This window comes from Marinobacter sp. DSM 26671 (assembly GCF_900112835.1).
Taxonomy (GTDB): domain Bacteria; phylum Pseudomonadota; class Gammaproteobacteria; order Pseudomonadales; family Oleiphilaceae; genus Marinobacter; species Marinobacter flavimaris.
The window spans coordinates 1-14,319 of the sequence record NZ_FONF01000009.1 but is presented as its reverse complement, the minus strand read 5'-3'; the positions used below and the strand labels follow the sequence as shown (position 1 = coordinate 14,319).

General features: G+C 57.6%; 17 protein-coding genes. All 17 read left to right on the top strand.

Features of this window, described 5'->3' with window-relative positions; genetic code table 11:
- Positions 1 to 6 precede the first annotated feature (6 nt).
- On the top strand, positions 7 to 1,605 hold the full coding sequence (urtB, locus tag BM035_RS11585) for an urea ABC transporter permease subunit UrtB (RefSeq protein ID WP_008175223.1): 1,599 nt from the start codon (positions 7 to 9) through the stop codon (positions 1,603 to 1,605).
- Positions 1,606 to 1,797: 192 nt separating this feature from the next.
- On the top strand, positions 1,798 to 2,922 hold the full coding sequence (gene urtC / locus BM035_RS11580; RefSeq protein WP_092031971.1) for an urea ABC transporter permease subunit UrtC: 1,125 nt from the start codon (positions 1,798 to 1,800) through the stop codon (positions 2,920 to 2,922).
- The gene (gene urtD / locus BM035_RS11575; RefSeq protein WP_008175220.1) at positions 2,919 to 3,743 is read left to right on the top strand and encodes an urea ABC transporter ATP-binding protein UrtD; all 825 of its coding nucleotides are present in this window, start codon (positions 2,919 to 2,921) and stop codon (positions 3,741 to 3,743) included. The genes urtC and urtD overlap by 4 nt, the downstream gene beginning before the upstream one ends.
- Positions 3,743 to 4,441 carry an urea ABC transporter ATP-binding subunit UrtE gene (gene urtE / locus BM035_RS11570; protein ID WP_008175218.1) on the top strand — a complete coding sequence of 233 codons (699 nt, stop codon included), beginning with the start codon at positions 3,743 to 3,745 and terminating at the stop codon, positions 4,439 to 4,441. Before urtD ends, urtE begins: the two co-directional genes overlap by 1 nt.
- Positions 4,438 to 5,334, top strand: coding sequence for an urease accessory protein UreD (locus BM035_RS11565; RefSeq protein WP_092031968.1), 897 nt, complete (start codon positions 4,438 to 4,440; stop codon positions 5,332 to 5,334). The genes urtE and BM035_RS11565 overlap by 4 nt, the downstream gene beginning before the upstream one ends.
- A gap of 41 nt (positions 5,335 to 5,375) precedes the next feature.
- A complete protein-coding gene (gene ureA, locus BM035_RS11560; RefSeq protein WP_092031965.1) occupies positions 5,376 to 5,678 on the top strand; it encodes an urease subunit gamma in 303 nt (100 codons plus the stop codon).
- A 10-nt stretch (positions 5,679 to 5,688) separates the two neighbouring features.
- Positions 5,689 to 6,006 (top strand): urease subunit beta, encoded by a 318-nt coding sequence (locus tag BM035_RS11555; protein WP_008175206.1) that lies wholly within the window; start codon positions 5,689 to 5,691, stop codon positions 6,004 to 6,006.
- Positions 6,003 to 7,706 carry an urease subunit alpha gene (ureC, locus tag BM035_RS11550; protein ID WP_092031962.1) on the top strand — a complete coding sequence of 568 codons (1,704 nt, stop codon included), beginning with the start codon at positions 6,003 to 6,005 and terminating at the stop codon, positions 7,704 to 7,706. The genes BM035_RS11555 and ureC overlap by 4 nt, the downstream gene beginning before the upstream one ends.
- A 47-nt stretch (positions 7,707 to 7,753) precedes the next feature.
- Positions 7,754 to 8,338, top strand: a complete 585-nt coding sequence (locus BM035_RS11545; RefSeq protein ID WP_092031960.1) for an urease accessory protein UreE — start codon at positions 7,754 to 7,756, stop codon at positions 8,336 to 8,338.
- Positions 8,304 to 9,023 (top strand): urease accessory protein UreF, encoded by a 720-nt coding sequence (locus BM035_RS11540; RefSeq protein ID WP_092031957.1) that lies wholly within the window; start codon positions 8,304 to 8,306, stop codon positions 9,021 to 9,023. Before BM035_RS11545 ends, BM035_RS11540 begins: the two co-directional genes overlap by 35 nt.
- A gap of 22 nt (positions 9,024 to 9,045) precedes the next feature.
- A complete protein-coding gene (gene ureG, locus BM035_RS11535; protein ID WP_041645525.1) occupies positions 9,046 to 9,684 on the top strand; it encodes an urease accessory protein UreG in 639 nt (212 codons plus the stop codon).
- Positions 9,685 to 9,728: 44 nt separating this feature from the next.
- Positions 9,729 to 9,914 carry a hypothetical protein gene (locus tag BM035_RS22325; protein ID WP_139216036.1) on the top strand — a complete coding sequence of 62 codons (186 nt, stop codon included), beginning with the start codon at positions 9,729 to 9,731 and terminating at the stop codon, positions 9,912 to 9,914.
- A gap of 173 nt (positions 9,915 to 10,087) precedes the next feature.
- A complete protein-coding gene (locus tag BM035_RS11530; protein ID WP_092031954.1) occupies positions 10,088 to 10,840 on the top strand; it encodes a nuclease-related domain-containing protein in 753 nt (250 codons plus the stop codon).
- A gap of 62 nt (positions 10,841 to 10,902) precedes the next feature.
- Complete coding sequence (locus BM035_RS11525) at positions 10,903 to 12,291, top strand: Fic family protein (RefSeq protein ID WP_175497389.1); 1,389 nt, start codon at positions 10,903 to 10,905, stop codon at positions 12,289 to 12,291.
- A gap of 82 nt (positions 12,292 to 12,373) precedes the next feature.
- The gene (locus tag BM035_RS11520) at positions 12,374 to 13,186 is read left to right on the top strand and encodes a DUF3800 domain-containing protein (RefSeq protein WP_175497388.1); all 813 of its coding nucleotides are present in this window, start codon (positions 12,374 to 12,376) and stop codon (positions 13,184 to 13,186) included.
- A gap of 124 nt (positions 13,187 to 13,310) precedes the next feature.
- Positions 13,311 to 13,976, top strand: coding sequence for a hypothetical protein (locus BM035_RS11515; protein WP_175497387.1), 666 nt, complete (start codon positions 13,311 to 13,313; stop codon positions 13,974 to 13,976).
- A 79-nt stretch (positions 13,977 to 14,055) separates the two neighbouring features.
- A partial coding sequence (gene tnpA, locus BM035_RS11510; protein ID WP_092031949.1) for an IS66 family insertion sequence element accessory protein TnpA occupies positions 14,056 to 14,319 on the top strand: 264 nt, incomplete at its 3' end.

The following is a 14,319-nucleotide window of genomic DNA, read 5'->3' as shown; positions in this document are numbered from 1 at the left end:
ACTCTCATGAGCATTTGCCGATCGCTCACATTGCTGCTTATCGCCCTGTTTTCCCTGCTATCGCTGCCTGCAACGGCGCAGGAAGACGATCCTGGCAAGGCTCTGCTGATCAATCTCGCAGAGGCGCCGGCCAGTAAAGTGGAAGAGGCGGTGAACGCCATCGTCAGCAGTGGTGATGAAAGAGCCAGGGGCTGGCTCGAAGCCTACGGAAATAACCGCCTGAGCCGGGTAAAAGACACCGGGCAGGTTGTACTGGTACTGAACAACCGGGGCAGGGACTGGGAAATTGCCGATCCGCTGACCGGAGAGAATATGGGTGAAATGTCCCGCCGTGAGCTGGACAGAGTCGCCATCAATAACCGCATACGGGGCCAGCTTGAAGGCATACTGGCCATGCTGGACCTGAATGCCAAAGACCCGGATGTGCGCGAAGCCTCCGCGCAGGACATGATGGGCAAAGTGGATGCTTCTCTGGTCGAGCCGCTTGAGGCTCAGCTGGCGAAAGAAGAAGACGCGGCTGTACGCAACCGCATTGAAGAAGCCCTGGCCATCTACCGGGTGGGCGAGGGCAACCTGGAGGCCGTGGACGTGCTCGCCGGCAGCCTGCATCCCCGGGCCCGCGCCGCTTTGAACGAAGCCGTTCGCGGTGACAACGAGGCGCTGGCTCAACGTGCCGCCAAGGCCCTCGAAAGCATTGAACAGAAACTCCAACTGAACCGCGCCGCCGAGACCCTGTATTTCGGCCTTTCCCTCGGTTCGGTTCTGGTCCTTGCCGCCATCGGCCTGGCCATCACCTTTGGCGTGATGGGCGTGATCAACATGGCCCACGGCGAACTGATCATGCTCGGTGCCTACACCACCTGGGGCATGCAGCAACTCTTCCCCGGCCAACCTGGCCTGGCGCTGATTCTGTCGATTCCCGCCGGGTTCATGGTCGCGGCCACCGCCGGCATCATCATTGAACGCAGCGTAATCCAGTACCTCAAAGGCCGGCCGCTGGAAACCCTGCTGGCCACCTTCGGTATCAGCCTGATCCTGCAGCAGCTGGTGCGCACGGTGATCTCTCCGCAAAACCGCACCGTGGTAACGCCGGACTGGATGAGCGGCTCCCTGGTGATCAACGACGCGCTCTCGCTGACCCTGAACCGCCTCTACGTGTTGGCCTTTGCGCTGATCGTGTTCGCCGGGCTGATGTTGATCATGCGCAAGACCCGCCTGGGCCTGGAAGTGCGCGCTGTTACCCAGAACCGTGCCATGGCGCGCTCCATGGGCATCCGCGCCACCCGGGTAGACATCATGACCTTTGCCCTGGGCTCCGGCGTCGCCGGCCTGGCCGGGGTGGCGCTCTCCCAGCTCACCAACGTGGGCCCGAACCTGGGCCAGAACTACATCATCGATTCGTTCATGGTGGTGGTGTTCGGCGGCGTCGGTAACCTCTGGGGCACGCTCATTGCCGGGCTTTCCCTGGGCACCATCAACCAGCTGCTTGAACCCTGGGCCGGTGCCGTACTCGCCAAGATCATCGTGCTGGTGTTCATCATCCTGTTCATCCAGAAACGGCCGAAGGGGCTCTTCCCCCAGAAAGGCCGGGCAGCGGAGGGCTAGGGTGTCCCGTCTAGCCAATTCTTTAATCCACTGCGAGGCGCGTGCGCCTCGCCCTTCGGGAGCCTCTGAGCGCCTTGATAGCCGCGTTGCAGCGCCTCGATTTGGAACCACCAAACCTTCGCCACTGCGCCTTGCTCTCAAGGCGTTCAGAGGCTCAGTGAATCAAATAATTAGCCAGAAGGGACACCAGTTATGTGGTTAACAAGACCCTTAAAAGAGCGATCCACGCAAGTTTTCCTGGGTGTACTGTTCGCGGCCGTGGTGCTGGTGACCTTCCTTCACCTGTTCATGCCCCAGGACAGCGCCCTGCACGTGAGCGCCTTTACCGTCACGCTGCTTGGCAAATACCTCTGCTACGCCCTGCTGGCGGTGGCGGTGGACCTGGTGTGGGGTTACCTCGGTATCCTCAGCCTGGGCCATGGCGCCTTCTTTGCCCTCGGCGGCTATGCCATGGGCATGTACCTGATGCGCCAGATTGGTGATCGCGGCGTGTATGGCGACCCGATCCTGCCGGACTTTATGGTGTTCCTGAACTGGCAGGAGCTGCCCTGGTTCTGGCACGGGTTCGACATGGCCTGGTTTGCCTTCATCATGGTGCTGCTGGCCCCGGGCCTGCTGGCCCTGGTGTTCGGCTTCCTGGCCTTCCGCTCGCGGGTAACCGGGGTGTACCTCTCCATCATCACCCAGGCGCTCACCTTCGCCCTGATGCTGGCCTTCTTCCGCAACGAGATGGGCTTTGGCGGCAACAACGGCCTCACCGACTTCAAAGACATTCTCGGCTTTAACCTGCGCACAGACGCCACGCGCCTCGGGCTGTTCATCGCAACCGGTATCGCCCTGGCCATCGGCTACGTGATTTGCCGGGGCATTGTGACCAGCAAGCTGGGCCGGGTGAGTGTGGCCTGCCGGGATGCCGAGGCTCGAACCCGCTTCCTGGGTTACCGGGTGGAGCGGGTGCAGCTGTTCGTGTTCGTGGTCTCCGCCATGCTGGCGGGTGTGGCCGGGGCGCTGTACGTGCCTCAGGTAGGCATCATCAACCCCAGCGAATTCTCGCCTCTGTTCTCCATCGAGATCGTGGTGTGGGTGGCCCTGGGTGGCCGGGCAACCCTCTACGGCGCGGTGATCGGGGCCATCCTGGTGAACTACGCCAAAACCGTGTTCACCGGCATCATGCCGGACGCCTGGCTGTTCGCCCTCGGCGGCCTGTTCGTGCTGGTGACCGTGTTCCTGCCCAAGGGCATTGCCGGGCTGCTGCAGAAGCGCCGGAAAGCCAGCCAAGATGACGATACCCCCACCGCGCAGGAGGCGACTGTATGAGCTTGTTTCAGGAGCTGACCGACCGCGAGCATGTGTTCGAGTTTCTGACCCAGGTGCAGTCCCCGGTGGACGTGCGCCACGGGCCGATCCTGTATCTGGAAGACGTGAACGTAAGCTTTGACGGCTTCAAGGCCATCAACAACCTGAATCTCACCATCGACGACGGCGAGCTGCGCTGCATCATCGGCCCCAACGGCGCGGGTAAAACCACCATGATGGACATCATCACCGGTAAAACCCGGCCGGATACCGGCTCGGTGTGGTTCGGCAGCCGCCACAACCTGCTCACCATGAACGAGCCGGACATTGCCTCCCTGGGCATCGGCCGTAAGTTCCAGAAACCCACGGTGTTCGAAGCGCTCACCGTGTTCGAAAACCTGGAGCTGGCCATGGCGACGGACAAGCGGGTGTTCCCCACGCTCACCGCCATCATGAAAGCCGAATACCGCGACCGCATCGATGAAGTGCTGGAAATGATCGGCCTGGAATCCCTGCGCGACCGCCTCGCCGGCATCCTCTCCCACGGCCAGAAACAGTGGCTGGAAATCGGCATGCTGCTGATGCAGAAACCCCGGCTGCTGCTGGTGGACGAACCGGTAGCGGGCATGACCGAACAGGAAATGGAACGCACCGCCGAACTGCTCACCAGCCTCGCCGGCAAACAGTCGGTGGTTGTGGTGGAGCACGACATGGGCTTTGTGCGCTCCATCGCACGCAAGGTGACCGTGCTGCACCAGGGCAGCGTGCTGGCCGAAGGCTCCATGGACCAGGTCTCCAACGATCCGGAAGTGATCAAGGTGTATCTCGGGGAGGAGGCGTAATGCTGAAGATTGAAAAACTCAACCAGTTCTATGGCGAGAGCCACACCCTTTGGGATCTGGACCTGGACGTACCCCAGGGCCAGTGCACCTGCGTGATGGGCCGCAACGGCGTGGGCAAGACCACCCTGATGAAATGCATCATGGGTGAGGAAACCACCAAAAGCGGCAGCATCGAATTCGCCGGCGACGTGGAACTCACCAAAAAGAAAGTGGAAGACCGCTCCCGGCTGGGCATTGGCTACGTGCCCCAGGGCCGGCAGATCTTCCCGCTACTGACCGTGGAAGAAAACCTGCGCACCGGCCTTGCCGTGCGCAAGGACGGCAGCAAGAAAATCCCCGAGCGGGTGTATGAACTGTTTCCGGTGCTGAAAGAAATGCGCCATCGCCGCGGCGGTGACCTTTCGGGCGGCCAGCAGCAACAACTCGCCATCGGCCGCGCCCTGGTGATCGAGCCGCGCCTGCTGATCCTCGACGAGCCGGGCGAGGGCATCCAGCCCAACATCGTGGCCCAGATTGGTGAAGTGATCCGCAAGCTCATCGAGGAGGACGGCCTGACCGTGCTGCTGGTGGAACAGAAGCTTCCGTTCGCCCGCAAATACGCCGACCGGTTTGCCATCCTCGACCGCGGTCGCCGGGTAGCTGAAGACGAAATCGCCGGCCTCACCGATGAACTCATCAAGAAGCACCTGACGGTATGACGGTTTTTGAACGCATCGAACCCGCCCACGACTCCGGCCATCGTTTCGACGCCGGGCGGCACTGGGCCGCGTCCATTGCCCTGGGCTTCGACGCCCGGCCGGATGGCAGCAACACCGCCACCCGGATGACCCATGTACGCCACAAAGGCCCGTTGCGGGTGCAACGTCCGTTTTACCCGGAAGGCCGTCATGGCTGCTGCCACGTGTACCTACTGCATCCGCCGGGCGGATTGGTGAGTGGCGATGCACTGAGTATCGAGGCACGTGTAGGTAAAGACTCGCACACCCTGCTGACCACGCCAGCGGCGGCCAAGCTCTACAAGGCCGACAGCCATGGGGTGGCCTGGGCCCAGCACACCCGGCTGAAGGTGGAGCAGGGCGGCATTCTCGAATACCTGCCCCAGGAAACCCTGGCGTTTGATGGTTCCCGGGGCGAACAGACCACCACCATTGAACTGGAAGCCGGCGCCCGATGCATCGGCTGGGAAATCCTTGCCCTCGGGCGCCCGGCCAGCAAACTGCCGTTTGTTTCGGGCCACCTGGAGCAGAAATTCCGCCTGCTGATGGACGGCCGCCCCCTGTGGCTGGAACGCCAGTTGATGGACCCGAACCACGCCAGGTTCAAAGGCCACTGGGGCCAGGGCGGCGCCACCGTGCAGGCCACCCTCTGGGTGGTCGGCCTGGACGACGAAGCCGCCGCCATTGAAGAACTCAGGGAAACCCTTCCGGAAAGCCACCGCTGGGCGGTGACCCGCCGCCGGGGTGTGGTGCTGCTGCGCTACCTGGGGCAGGAACGAAACGAAGCCTGGGCCCTGTGCCAGCAAGCCTGGGAACTGATCAGACCAAGACTCACCGGCCAGCCTGCCAGCGTTCCCCGAATCTGGCTGACCTGAATAACAAGCAGAATGCGACGCGATCAACGGAGCAAACAACGATGGAATTAACGCCAAGAGACAAAGACAAACTGCTGCTGTTCACAGCAGCCCTGCTGGCCGAGCGCCGGAAAGCCAAAGGCCTGAAGCTCAACTATCCGGAAGCCGTGGCCCTGATCAGCGCCGAAATCATGGAAGGCGCCCGCGAGGGCCGCACCGTGGCCGAGCTGATGGCCGCCGGCACCGAAGTCCTCACCCGTGATGACGTGATGGACGGCATCGCCGAAATGGTCGACGAAGTGCAGGTGGAGGCTACCTTCCCCGATGGCACCAAGCTCGTCACCGTCCACAACCCCATCGTGTAAGGAGCGCGCCATGATTCCCGGTGAATACCAGCTCAAAGACGGCGACATCGAACTCTGCGAAGGCCGTGAGCGCATCCAGATAGACGTGGCCAATACCGGCGACCGCCCGATCCAGATCGGCTCTCACTACCACTTTGCCGAAGCCAACCCGGCCCTGGATTTCGACCGTGCCAAGGCCCGTGGCTACCGCCTGGACGTGGCGGCCGGCACCGCCATCCGCTTCGAACCCGGCCAGAGCCGCGAAGTGACGCTGATCCCGTTTGCGGGCGGCCGTGAAATCTACGGTTTCCGGCAGGAAGTCATGGGCAAACTGGAGGGCCAGAAATGAAAATTACCCGACAAGCCTACGCCGACATGTACGGCCCAACCACCGGCGACCGGGTAAGGCTCGGCGACACCGACCTGTGGATTGAAGTGGAAAGCGACGCCGCCCACTACGGCGACGAAGTAAAATTCGGCGGCGGCAAGGTTATCCGCGACGGCATGGGCCAGAGCCAGCGTGCCGATGCCGCCGTGATGGACACCGTGATCACCAACGCCTTGATTCTCGACTGGTGGGGCATCGTCAAAGCCGACGTGGGCATCCAGAAAGGCCGCATCGCCGCCATCGGCAAGGCCGGCAACCCGGACACCCAGCCGGACGTGACCATCGTGATCGGCCCCGGCACCGAAATCATCGCCGGTGAGGGCAAGATCCTCACCGCCGGCGGCATCGATGCCCACATCCACTTCATCTGCCCCCAGCAGGTGGAAGAAGCGCTAATGAGCGGTATCACCACCATGCTCGGCGGCGGCACCGGCCCGGCCACGGGCACCAACGCCACCACCTGCACGCCGGGCCCGTGGCACATTGGCAAGATGCTCCAGGCGGTGGATTCCCTGCCCATGAACATTGGTTTTCTGGGCAAGGGCAACGCCTCCCTGCCGGAATCCCTGGAACTGCAGATCCAGGCTGGCGCCATTGGCCTGAAGCTGCATGAAGACTGGGGCACCACCCCGGCCAGCATCGATAACTGCCTCACCGTGGCCGACAAATACGATGTGCAGGTGGCGATTCACACCGACACCCTGAACGAATCCGGCTTTGTGGAAGACACTCTGGCCGCGTTCAAAGAACGTTGCATCCACACCTACCACACCGAAGGCGCCGGCGGTGGCCACGCACCGGACATCATCACCGCCTGCTCCAAGGATTACGTGCTGCCGTCGTCCACCAACCCGACACGACCCTACACCGTGAACACCATCGACGAACACCTCGACATGCTGATGGTGTGCCACCACCTGGACCCGAACATCCCGGAAGACGTCGCCTTTGCCGACTCCCGCATCCGCCGCGAGACCATCGCCGCCGAGGACATCCTGCAGGACATGGGCGTGATCTCCATGATCGCCTCAGACTCCCAGGCCATGGGCCGGGTGGGCGAAGTGGTGTGCCGCACCTGGCAGACCGCCCACAAGATGAGACAGCAGCGCGGCCTGCTGCCGGAAGACGAAGACCGTGGCGCCGACAACCTGCGCGCCAAACGCTACATCGCCAAGTACACCATCAACCCGGCCATCACCCATGGCATCGCCCATGAAGTGGGTTCCGTGGAAGTGGGCAAGCTGGCGGACCTGGTGCTCTGGAGCCCGGCGTTCTTCGGCGTGAAGCCGGCCACCATCCTCAAAGGCGGCATGATTGCCGCTGCACCCATGGGCGACCCGAACGCCTCGATTCCCACGCCCCAGCCGGTGCATTACCGCCCCATGTTCGGCGCCTTCGGCAAGGCGGCCAGTGCCACCCGCCTGAGCTTTGTGAGCCAGGCGGCAATTGATGCCGGTATTGGCAAAGAGCTTGGCCTGGACAGCCCATTATCCGCCTGCAAGGGCGTACGTGAGGTGCGCAAGGGCGACATGAAACTGAACGACGCGTGCCCGCACATCACCGTGGACCCGCAAACCTACGAAGTGCATGCCGATGGCGAACTGCTCACCTGTGAGCCCGCCACCGAACTGCCCCTGGCCCAGCGCTACCATCTCTTTTAATCAATACAGCTCAAGGCTGTTCTGAGCCGGGTACTGGAGAACTGATTATGTTGGAACTGACAAAACGCCTGAGCGAACAGGAAGCTGCCGAAATCGACAGCTCCGAAATCCTCGATAACCTGATTTTGCCGTACGAGCTGCGCATCCGTGGCCGCCTGCGCGCCACCACCCAGACCAGGGTGGACGTGGGCCTGTTTCTTGATCGCGGCCCCGTGCTGCGGGACGGCGACCTGCTACTGGCAAAAACCGGAGAGATCATTCGCATCCGCGCGGCCGAGGAACAGGTGGTCACCGCCCGAATCGAAAACGGCCAGCCCCTGGCGCGCCTGTGTTACCACCTGGGCAACCGCCACGTGACCCTGGCCATCGGCATGGACGACAAAGGCGCCTACGTGCGCATTACCCCGGACCACGTGCTGGAAGAACTGGCGGAACGCCTGGGTGCCACACTTGTGCACCACACCGCGCCATTCGATCCGGAACCCGGAGCCTACACCCAGGCCGGGTATTCCCATGGAAACGGGCACAGCCACGGCCATTCCCACGGCCATTCCCACGGCCACAGCCATTCACACGATCACGACCACGGGCACAGCCATGGCCACAGTCACAGTCACAAACACACCCACTGAGGCCGCCACCCCGCAGGTGGACGACCTGGCATTGCTGGGCCTGATGCAACTGGTCAGCCCCGCACTGCCCATCGGCGCCTTCGCCTGGTCCCAGGGCCTGGAAAGCGCCTTCGAACTGGGCTGGGTGAACAACGAAGCCGAACTGGCCCAGTGGATTGAAGGCGTGCTGGAAGACGGCCTCAGCCGCTGCGAACTGCCCCTGCTGGTGCGTTTGCAGACCGCCTGGGCCGAAGGTGATGCCATTGCGCTGGCAAAGTGGAACGACTGGCTGCACGCCACCCGGGAAACCGCCGAACTGAGCGACGAAGACACCCGCCTCGGCGGCGCCCTCGTTACTCTCTTGCGCAACCTGGAGCTGCTGCCAGAGCCACACCTGATTCCGGAAGAGCCCGGCTACATCACCATGTTCGCCTGGGCCGCCCATAAACGCTTTTTACCGGTGCGCCAGACGCTGCTCGGCTTCGCCTGGGCCTGGCTGGAAAACCAGCTCGCGGTGGCCTGCAAGGCATTGCCCCTCGGCCATACCGCCGCACAGCGCATTATCGAACGGCTGCGGCCGCAACTGGCGGTGGCGGTAGACACGGCCCTGGAACGAAACGATCACGAACTCGGGCCCATCCTGCCGGGACTGGCGCTCGGAAGTGCACTGCATGAAACACAGTATTCACGGCTTTTCAGAAGCTGAATAACAATTGAGGAGATCTGCCATGACACATTGTCTGAGAGTTGGAGTGGGTGGCCCGGTTGGTTCCGGCAAAACCGCCCTCTTGCGCCAGTTGTGCAAAGCCCTGCGGGATCACTACGACATCGCCGTGGTGACCAACGACATTTACACCCGGGAAGACGCCGACTTCCTCCTGCGCCACGAAGCCCTGGCCGCAGACCGCATCCTCGGCGTGGAAACCGGGGGCTGCCCCCACACCGCCATTCGCGAAGACGCCTCCATGAACCTGGCGGCCATCGACGACCTGCAAAACCGCCACCCGAACCTGGAACTGGTGCTGGTGGAATCCGGCGGCGACAACCTTTCCGCCACCTTCAGCCCGGAACTGAGCGACCTCACCCTCTACGTGATCGACGTCTCCGCTGGCGACAAGATCCCCCGCAAAGGCGGCCCCGGCATCACCAAATCCGACCTGCTGATCATCAACAAGATCGACATCGCGGAACAGGTGCACGCCTCCCTGGATGTGATGGAGCGGGACAGCAAGAAAATGCGCGGCGAACGCCCCTTCGTGTTCACCAACCTTTACGACGGAGTAGGGCTGGAGACGATCATCAGCTTCATTCTGGAGCGGGGCATGCTGCCGGAGCGCCGGCCTGAGAAGCTTGCCGAGACTGCTTAGAGAAACCGGATTTTGAGATTTAAACGAACTACGGAGAGAAAACTATGCAACTGACTAACCGATTGACTATGACTGCCGGCCTGCTACTGATCTCAGGTGCTGCCTTTGGTCACGCCGGCCATGAAGCACTTGGTGATGGAGTGCATATTGAATACTTCCTGGCGGCTGGTGCTGCGGTTGCTGCTGGCATCTACGCGCTGATGCGGCATAAACGAGGCGGGCAGGATTGAGGAGAGACCTAGACTGATTTGCTCCTTATTGGTTTGAAAAGCCGCTCCTGATTCGGGCGGCTTTTCCGTTTTTGAATTACTAAATTTTACGTCCGAAGGGTAGGAAGTTACCTTACGATTAGGCTAGTGTGTATTCAGAAGAAACGGACTGACGCCGCTGTTAAGGATAACGGATGGACCACACCCAGCTACTGCACACCCTCCAAAACGCCATTCCAACGGCCATCTGGTATCTGATTCCGTTCTTCCTCGTTGCGGCGGTCATCAAATCGCCTTGGTTCAAAGGCAGAGCCGGGGAAGCGGTGGTTAACCTTTCCGCCAAACTCTTTCTCGATAAAACCCGTTACCACCTAATCAAGAATGTCACCCTGCCCACGGAAGACGGCACCACCCAGATCGACCACATCATCGTTTCCCGGTACGGGGTGTTTGTGGTGGAAACCAAGAACATGAAGGGCTGGATCTTCGGTAACGCCAAACAGCGGTATTGGACACAGAAGATCTTCAAGTACTCGCAGAAATTTCAGAACCCGCTGCACCAGAACTACAAACACGTTAAGACACTGCAAAGCCTGTTGGAGCTGAGTGATGAGCAGGTGTTTTCGGTAGTGGTCTTTGTGGGGGATTCGACGTTCAAAACGCCAATGCCGGAGAACGTGACCCACGGTGGTGGGTATGTCCGCTATATCAAAGCCCAAACCGAGCAGCGGCTGTCGGATGTTGAGGTTCAGAAGGTAATCGAAGCCATTGAATCCGGGCGGCTGGCGGCTACGTCCAAAAATCACCGGAAGCACGTGGCGCATGCGAAGGCAATTGCGGCGAAGAAAAGCAGTAAGCCACGGTGCCCGAAGTGCCGGGGGATGGTGGGTGCTTCGTTATTGCAGCAACGCAGCTGTCACATGACCACGGCCCGACCAGAGTGTTAACGAAGCGCGCTATTGAATCACTGTTAGCCAAGAAAAATCATGAAGCTCGGAGACTTACTTAGATGCTTGAGAATGAAATCGATATTTTTTCTGAAATTTCGGATATCGAGAGGTTTAAGCCCAAGGGAGTGACACTCGATTATCTTGAAGAAGTCAAGGAGAGTGTGCTTGAAATCGACGAGCAGCGGCCTTTGCCTTCTCATATTACGGAGAAGCTCCAAGAAGAAATTCTATTTGATCGTGTGCATGCATCTGCCGTAATTGAAGGTAACAAGCTCTCAAGAAGAGAGACAATTGTGGTGCTAAGTACCGGAATTTTGGAGGCGGGATCACGAAAAGACCAGCAAGAAGTGATTAATCTTGCTGACGCCTGTGTATATTTGCAAGACTGCCTTGATGACAATCAAAATTTGAGTGTTTCTTTGATTAAAGAATTACATCAAAAATTGCTAACTAAACTCGACGATCAAAATGCAGGAACTTTCCGTTCTAGGGATGTTGCAATATCTGGTGCAAAGCTAAATCCTCCATCACACCTTGATGTTGATAATTTAATTAAAAGAATAATTAAAATTGAAAAAGAATCAGATGCTAGCCCAATTCATAAGGCAGCTTGGATACACTGGGCAATGGCTCGGGTCCATCCGTTCATTGACGGAAATGGCCGGATGGCGAGGCTCATCCAAGACTTTGTTTTACTCAAAAATAGGTATGTCCCTGCTTCGGTGCAGCCCGAAGATAGAGAGAGGCACTATTATGAAGCTTTAGAGCAAGCTGATCTTGGGAATGGTGAGGAACTGCTGGAGGTCATTGCTAAAAATGTGTTGAGGATGTCTCAGCGATATCTCGCAATTATTCGAGAAGAAACATCCAGATCTTCTTGGGTAAAGAATATTGCTAAGGCTGCCTCCGAAAAGGTTCGACAGACAGATCATAGAAAATTTCTGATCACTCAAAAGACATTTGACTCATTAAAGCTTGAGTTTTCAAATGTTTGTAGTGAGCTTAATTCTGAACTTACAGATATGTTTATTGGATTTAAGGACTATGGGAGCATTGACTTTGACAAACATCAACAGTTGAGGTCAAAAGGACGAGCGTCTCAGACATGGTTTTTTGGGCTTCGTTTCGCTTATGGTGAGGTAGATCAAAGGTTTATATTTTGGTTCGGCACCCATCATAAAGACCCGAGCGATTATAAGGAATTTGAAAACAATGCATTATGTATATTGATATCAATGGAAGACAGTGCGGGAAACAAGAAAATTCTTGATGATTACGAATCAGAAGATCGCATTACTCTCAGGGAGATAGTTTTAGACAATAGGTTATTTGCCAGGCGGCGGTATAATCCCGTTAGTCGGAGCTCGGAATGGGATGATCAACTTAATCCCTCCGATATTGTTAGAGAATTTATTCAAGAAGTCCTTTCCAAAATGGGTCTGGTATAGGCTAACAATAGGCTGTTGTCGGACGGTTTTTCCGTTGCTACGCTCCTCCAAAACCGCCGCAAAGCCCGGCGTTAGGTGTTTTATGAAATTCTGTTACTTAGACGAGAGCGGAACAGGAGGTCAGCCGATTTCGGTAATGGCGGGAGTTGTTGTCGATGCAAATCGGATGCACTTGACGAAAGACGCTTGGTCAGCGCTACTTAAACAACTCTCAGAAATCGTAGGGAGTTCAATTCAGGAGTTTCATTCCCACAAATTCTATTCAGGATCAGGTATCTGGAGAGGTCTAGATGGAGCTCATCGCGCGACCATTATCTCTACAATCATTGAATGGATGAAAGAGAGAAAGCACAAAGTGGTGTATTCAGCTTTAGATGTTGAACGCCACCGGGAGCAGCAAAAAGAAAACGAACGGATTCAAGATCTGACCGCCTGGAGAACAATGGCTCTGCATGTTGCCCTGAGTTTACAGCGTCGTCATCAGAGTGAAGCGAATAACAAGGGCCACACAGTGCTTGTGTTCGACGAGCAAGTGAAGGAGAAAGACCAGTTCACTAAGCTAGTATTAAATCCCCCTGAGTGGACTGATGATTATTACGACCGCGGAACCAAGCGGAAGGCTCTTGATCAATTAATTGACGTGCCGCATTTCGTGGATTCGAGACAAGTTGGGTTGGTTCAAATCGCTGACTTGTATGCCTTTATATTACGCCGTCATTTTGAACTTAAAACTGGAGTAGATGAACCTAAATACGATGATGAGATGAACAAGGTTGGTGCTTGGGCACAGGATATCCTTAACCAAACTATTGGGAATGGTCACATTTATCCAAAGAAGAAACCTAGTCATGCAGCCCAACTCTTCTTGTCGGTGGCCCCCGAATGTTGTGTTTAACACCTAATTAGTGGCAGCACAGTGACCGCTTTTCCGCCGCATCGCGGTTCCAAACGGGCACGTGTGCCAAGAATTAACAAATTGATGAAATCAAAACATACGAAGAATAAAAACTGAGGAAGTTATGGCGAAGAGAGGGACTTACTACCTTGGGCGTGTTGTGAAAACTGGAGCGCTCGACACTGACCATATAAAGGCTTCCCTTCGGTCGCCAAACAGTGTTTCAAGGTATGGAAGTGCTTGGACGTTTGTTGATATTCAGGAGCTTACAGACGGCCGATCAACATACTTTTTCGGCCGACTAGTCAAATATGACCCAAAAGGGGAGGTCTCTGTAGTCGATCCCGAGCAAAGAAAGCAGGTGCGTCAGAGCGAACCAAACATGACTATCGCCTCCAGCCCTTTTGTCTATGTGCCTGAATACCAGGGACTGTCATTCCTCCATGTTTCCAATCAAATCGAACATTCAGCTTTCATGAACAGATGGGCACAAGTGGTCAATGCTTCTCATCATCAAATACTTGCAGAATGCGCTGTAGACCCGATAGCTGACCTTCGTTCTTTTGTGCGAAAACTTCAATCACTTGATGGCATTTATCGGGTTTCTGCATCCGTATCGCCACCAAACCCAATGTTTGGCCCTTTGTGGGAGGAGTTGAAAGAGTATCTTGCAAAACGGCGGACCGACCGAATGAAAGTGGAAGAAGATAGCGGGCAAGGGACACCGATCGATACCGATTTGGCAGAACATGTACAAGGGATACTTGATCAAACTGATGAAAGACCGTAAGCGCCAATAAATCAGCACCTACACTCCGGCCCTGAGATTACCCAAACTGGATTCCTCTCCAAGATCAAGAGGAATCGGCATGACGCAAATCGAACGGAAACAAACCTGGCAGCAGCGTATCGCGGACTGGCAGGCCTCGGGCCTGTCCGGTGCGGCCTACTGCAAACAAGAGTCCCTTGTTTACCACCGGTTTGTCTACTGGCGGCAGAAGCTGACCGGCAGCGAGGAGCCCAGCAAGCCGGTTCAAACTCGATCCGGATTTACCCGCGTGGCACCGGTTCCGGATGCCGGAGCCGGTCTGACCGTGTCACTGCCCGGCGGCGTATCAATCACCGGCCTGCAC

What these genes read in the sequence shown, in the direction of transcription:
- urtB (WP_008175223.1), top strand. Translation starts at nt 7, where the DNA reads ATGAGCATTTGCCGATCGCTCACATTGCTGCTTATCGCCCTGTTTTCC.
- urtC (WP_092031971.1), top strand. Translation starts at nt 1,798, where the DNA reads ATGTGGTTAACAAGACCCTTAAAAGAGCGATCCACGCAAGTTTTCCTG.
- urtD (WP_008175220.1), top strand. Translation starts at nt 2,919, where the DNA reads ATGAGCTTGTTTCAGGAGCTGACCGACCGCGAGCATGTGTTCGAGTTT.
- urtE (WP_008175218.1), top strand. Translation starts at nt 3,743, where the DNA reads ATGCTGAAGATTGAAAAACTCAACCAGTTCTATGGCGAGAGCCACACC.
- BM035_RS11565 (WP_092031968.1), top strand. Translation starts at nt 4,438, where the DNA reads ATGACGGTTTTTGAACGCATCGAACCCGCCCACGACTCCGGCCATCGT.
- ureA (WP_092031965.1), top strand. Translation starts at nt 5,376, where the DNA reads ATGGAATTAACGCCAAGAGACAAAGACAAACTGCTGCTGTTCACAGCA.
- BM035_RS11555 (WP_008175206.1), top strand. Translation starts at nt 5,689, where the DNA reads ATGATTCCCGGTGAATACCAGCTCAAAGACGGCGACATCGAACTCTGC.
- ureC (WP_092031962.1), top strand. Translation starts at nt 6,003, where the DNA reads ATGAAAATTACCCGACAAGCCTACGCCGACATGTACGGCCCAACCACC.
- BM035_RS11545 (WP_092031960.1), top strand. Translation starts at nt 7,754, where the DNA reads ATGTTGGAACTGACAAAACGCCTGAGCGAACAGGAAGCTGCCGAAATC.
- BM035_RS11540 (WP_092031957.1), top strand. Translation starts at nt 8,304, where the DNA reads ATGGCCACAGTCACAGTCACAAACACACCCACTGAGGCCGCCACCCCG.
- ureG (WP_041645525.1), top strand. Translation starts at nt 9,046, where the DNA reads ATGACACATTGTCTGAGAGTTGGAGTGGGTGGCCCGGTTGGTTCCGGC.
- BM035_RS22325 (WP_139216036.1), top strand. Translation starts at nt 9,729, where the DNA reads ATGCAACTGACTAACCGATTGACTATGACTGCCGGCCTGCTACTGATC.
- BM035_RS11530 (WP_092031954.1), top strand. Translation starts at nt 10,088, where the DNA reads ATGGACCACACCCAGCTACTGCACACCCTCCAAAACGCCATTCCAACG.
- BM035_RS11525 (WP_175497389.1), top strand. Translation starts at nt 10,903, where the DNA reads ATGCTTGAGAATGAAATCGATATTTTTTCTGAAATTTCGGATATCGAG.
- BM035_RS11520 (WP_175497388.1), top strand. Translation starts at nt 12,374, where the DNA reads ATGAAATTCTGTTACTTAGACGAGAGCGGAACAGGAGGTCAGCCGATT.
- BM035_RS11515 (WP_175497387.1), top strand. Translation starts at nt 13,311, where the DNA reads ATGGCGAAGAGAGGGACTTACTACCTTGGGCGTGTTGTGAAAACTGGA.